Here is a 4,655-nt window from a genome sequence, read left to right on the forward strand (position 1 = left end):
CCGCCGGCTATGGCGCCGCCGCCGCCGGGCGGGGCGCCCGCGCCAGTCGTGGTCAGCTCCGAGGTCTACGGCGCCGATCAGGCCATGACCCAGGTGGACGAGGTGGTCCTGACCGCCACGCGCGCCGGCGGCGATCCCTCGATCACCAACACCCAGGAGGCCGACGTCGACGAGGGCGGCATCGTCAAGGTGCGGGGCGACTATCTGGTCATCCTGCGCCGGGGGCGGCTGTTCACCGTCTCGACCGCGGGCGGCGGGATGCGGCCCGTGGATTCGATCAACGCCTATCCCCCGGGCGTCGAGGCGAGCGGCGACTGGTATGACGAGATGCTGGTGTCCGGCGATCAGGTCGTGGTGGTCGGCTACAGCTACGGACGGGGCGGGACCGAGATCAACCGCTTCCACCTGTCGCCTGACGGCCGCCTGACCTTCCGCGACGCCTATCACATGCGCTCGGACGACTATTATTCGTCGCGCAACTACGCCTCCCGGCTCGTGGGCGACGAACTGATCTTCTACGCCCCGCTGGAGCTGGTCTGGAGCGAGAACCCGCTGGACGCCCTGCCGGGCGTGCGGCGCTGGACGGGCGACAAGAGCGGCCCCTTCCGTCGTATCGCGGGCGCCCGTCAGGTCTTCATCACGCCCCAGTTGCGCCGGTCCGAGAACGGCGAGGTTGAAGCCCTGCACAGCGTCAGCCGCTGTGACCTGCTGGCGCCCGAACTGACCTGCGAAGCCACCGTCGTGCTGGGGCCGGAGGGGCGCAGCTTCTACGTCTCCTCCGACGCGGTCTATCTGTGGACCTCGGAGGGGTGGCGCAGTTGGCAGGAGAACGCTCAGGACGACGCGGCGGAGTCCTCGGTCTACCGCATCCCGCTGGACGGCTCGCGGCCGCAGGCGGTGCTGACCCGCGGCGCCCCGCTGGACCAGTTCTCGTTCCGCGAGGACCGCCGCGCGGGCGTGCTGGAGGTGCTGGTCCTGTCCGACAGCGCCGGCGACGCCATGTGGCGGCCCGAGTTCGCCGAGGGCACGCCCGCCCTGCTGCGCCTGCCGCTGGACCGCTTCGGCGACGGCTCGCGCGAGGCCCCTGCGGGCGACTACCGCATCCTGCCGCGCCTGCCGGGCGACAACGAGATGCACAACCGCTTCATCGGCGACCACCTGCTGTACAGCGGCAACGTCTATGACCACTCGACGCGGGCCGAGACGGGAGTGCTGCGGGTCGTTCCTGTCCGCTCAGGCCCCGTCCAGACCCTGCAGATCGCCGAGCCGATCACCCGGCTGGAGATCCTGGGCCGTGACGCCCTGGTGGTGTCTGGCGACGACGAGGTGGCCTTCAGCGCCGTCGACCTGTCGGGGACGCCGCGCATCATCGACCGCTATGTCGCCCAGGCGGCGGGCGAGGCCGAGAGCCGCAGCCACGGCTTCTTCTTCCAGCCTGACAGCGCCGACGGCTCCTCGGGCCTGCTCGGCCTGCCGGTCCAGCGCTCTCTGGACGCCCCGCGTCACGACTATCTGTTCGACAGTCGCGCCGACATGCTGTTCCTGCGCCGCGAGAGTCGCCAGCTGTCCGAGCTGGGCCGGCTGGCCTCGGACGCCGACGGCGCCGCCGACGACGCCTGCGTGGCCTCCTGCGCAGACTGGTACGGCAACGCCCGCCCCATCTTCCTGCGCAACCGGGTCTTCGCCCTTCTGGGCTATGAACTGGTGGAGGGTCGGGTCGAGGGCGACGGCATCCGCGAGATCGGTCGCGTCAACTTCTCGCCCGCGTCGCCGCAGAAGGAACAGCCGCAGCGTTGACCTTCGCCCCGGTTCGTCGCACTCCCCGCGCATGGCCAGAGAACCCGTCGTCCCGCCGCGCCCGCCCTGTGCGCTGTACCTGATCACCCCGCCCGCCCTGCCGGACCTGCCCGGCTTCGCGAAGACGCTGGGCGAGGCGCTGGATGCGGGCGCCGTGGCGGCGCTGCAGATACGTTTGAAGGACGTGGACGACGCCACGGTGCTGGCGGCGGTCGAGGCGCTGAAGCCCGTGGCCCATGCGCGGGGCGTGGCGGTGATCCTGAACGACCGCCCCGATCTGGCGAAGCGCGCCGGCTGCGACGGGGTGCATGTGGGACAGAGTGACGCGTCCTATGCCGAGGCCCGCCGCACCATGGGGCCCGACGCCATGATCGGCGTGACCTGCCATGACAGCCGGGAACTGGCCATGGACGCCGCCGAGGCGGGCGCCGACTACGTCGCCTTCGGGGCTTTCTCCCCGACCACGACCAAGGCGACGGAGCACCGCCCGGAGCCCGAGATCCTGACCATCTGGCAGGAAACGGTCGAGACGCCCTGCGTCGCCATCGGCGGGATCACGCCGGAGAACGCCGGGGACCTGGCGCGGGCCGGCGCCGACTTCATCGCCGTCAGTGGTGCGGTCTGGAACCATCCACAGGGCGCCGCAGCCGCGGTTCGCCAGTTCGATCAGGTGCTTGCGACCGCTTTCTGACCTTCAGGGGATGTTAGGAAGCCCGGCGTTAGGTAGCGGGCTGATTATCGCCTGCCGGACCTGATCATGACCATGAGCCGCGCGCTCGATCCCCAGCCTGTCGCCGCGGCCGAGACGACGCCGCCCGTGCGCACGCTGCCGAAGGGCGTCTCGCCGGCGAGCGGGATCGGCCAGCCCCTGGCGCCGATCTTCACCGCCATCGCGGTGCTGGTCCTGACCGTCCTGGCGATCAGTTTCGCCCGCTCGGCCGATGTGGTCGCGGCCCTCTGGGGCGCGGGCGGGGTGGCCGTGGCGGTCTGGCTGCGCACCTCGCGCGGGCCGCTGTACGACCTGTGCTTCGGCGCCCTGATCGCTTGCGGCGTGGCGGCGGGCAATCTGCTGGCGGGCAACTCCACCGCCATGACGGCGATGTTCACCGTCGCCAACATGATGGACATCTATCTGGCGGTGCTGCTGGCCCGGCGGTTCGCGCCGACCCTGAACCTGGCCAGCGTCGAGGGCTGCTGCCGCTTCCTGATCAGCGCCGCCGTGGTCGCGCCCCTGCCGGCGGCGATCTTCGTCGGCGTCATGCTGCGCTGGATGAACGGCGCCAGCTTCCTCGACACGGCCCAGACCTGGTGGTTCGGTCACGCGCTGAGCATCGCCGTGATCTGCAGCTTCGGCCTGGCCATCACCCGTCGCGAAGTGGTGCGTCTGCGCTCGCCCGCCCGCGCCGTCGAGGCCGTGGTGCTGCTGACCCTGCTGACCGTGGCCAATGTCCTGATCTTCGGCATGCAGTCGCTGCCCATCGGCTTCGTGACCCTGCCGCTGCTGCTGCTGATCGCGGTGCGCCTGCGCCTGCTGGGCGTGACCGCGGCCCTCGTCATCATCAGCCTGCTGGCCATCGGCGGCAGCATGATGGGCTACGGCCCCTACGCCCGCGCCTTCCAGGGCGCCGATCGCGCCATGATGGCGCAGTTGCTGGTCCTGTTCGGCTATCTGCCGGTGCTTCTGGTCGCCGCCCTGCTGGAGGAGCGTGACCGGCTGGCCGACCGCGCCAAGGCCGGGCAGGTGCGGGCCGAGCGGGCCTCGGAGGCCAAGTCGCGCCTGCTGGCCAACGTGGCCCACGAGATCAAGAGCCCGGTCGGCGGCATCATCGGCATCGGCGACCTGTGGCGCGCCGGCCAGCTGGGGCCGATCACCCCGACCCAGACCGAAATGGCCGACATGCTGGTCAAGACGGCCCGACAGGTCGAGACCCTGGCCCACGACCTGCTGGACGTGGCCCGCGCCGAATCCGGCGCCGTGAAGGTCGAGCTTCGCCCCACCGACGTGCCCGGCGTGCTGGACGACGTGCGCCGCGCCACGGCCCTGCGGCCGGAAGCCCAGGGCGTTCGCTTCGAGGTGATCAGCGAAGGCGACGGACTGGTCGCCCTGGCCGACTCCCAGCGCCTGACGCAGGTGGTCAGCAACCTGACCTCAAACGCGGTCAAGTACGGCGGCTCGGGCGGCATCGTCATCCTGCGCGCGACCCGCATCCACGACGGCGTCCGTATCGAGGTCATCGACCGCGGCCCCGGCCTGACGGCGGAAAAGCAGACCCAGCTGTTCGAGCCCTTCAACCGGCTGGGCCTCGAGCGCTCGACGGTCGAAGGTCACGGCATCGGCCTGGCCCTGGCCAAGCGTCTGGTCGAACTTCAGGGCGGTTCCATCGGCGTGACCTCGGCGCCGGGCGAGGGCGCGACCTTCTGGGTCGAGCTGCCGACCGCCTGATCGGGCCTTGCCGTCGCCCCCTTCAGGGGCGAAGGTCCCGGCCATGAAAGTCTCAGTCGCGACCGCCGCCCTCCTGATCCTCGCCGGAGCGCCCGCCGCGCTCGCCCAGACCGCGACGCCCCAAACGACGCCGCCGCCCGCGCCCGCCACGTCGCCCGGTTCAGACTTCACCCGTGACCTGAACGGCGGCCCGCCGCGTCCGGCCGAATATCTGACCCCGGCCCCCGCGCCGGTGGTGACGCCGCCGGCGACGATCACGCCGATCCCCGCTGCGCCGGCCTCGCCGCCTGCCAGCGCTCCGATCACGCCCGCCCGCCCGGTCACGCCGCCCCGCACCGCGCCGCTGACCTCCGCCCCGACGCTGGCACCGACTACGGGAGCCACAGCGCCCAACCCCGCCCCGCGTCCGGCAGCC

General features: G+C 71.6%; 3 protein-coding genes and 1 pseudogene. All 4 read left to right on the forward strand.

Translation table 11 applies throughout. From position 1 onward, the window contains the following. Positions 1–1,797, forward strand: a 1,797-nt coding sequence (locus tag VGE03_RS10845; protein ID WP_331046486.1) for a beta-propeller domain-containing protein, incomplete at its 5' end; no start/stop codon positions are given. 31 nt (positions 1,798–1,828) lie between these two features. Continuing rightward, a complete protein-coding gene (gene thiE / locus VGE03_RS10850) occupies positions 1,829–2,488 on the forward strand; it encodes a thiamine phosphate synthase (RefSeq protein WP_331046487.1) in 660 nt (219 codons plus the stop codon). Between the two features lie 66 nt (positions 2,489–2,554). Continuing rightward, positions 2,555–4,240, forward strand: coding sequence for an ATP-binding protein (locus tag VGE03_RS10855; RefSeq protein ID WP_331046488.1), 1,686 nt, complete (start codon positions 2,555–2,557; stop codon positions 4,238–4,240). Between the two features lie 43 nt (positions 4,241–4,283). Continuing rightward, positions 4,284–4,655, forward strand: a pseudogene (locus tag VGE03_RS10860) (hypothetical protein); the annotation flags it as partial.

This window comes from Brevundimonas sp. (assembly GCF_036400995.1).
Taxonomy (GTDB): Bacteria; Pseudomonadota; Alphaproteobacteria; order Caulobacterales; family Caulobacteraceae; genus Brevundimonas.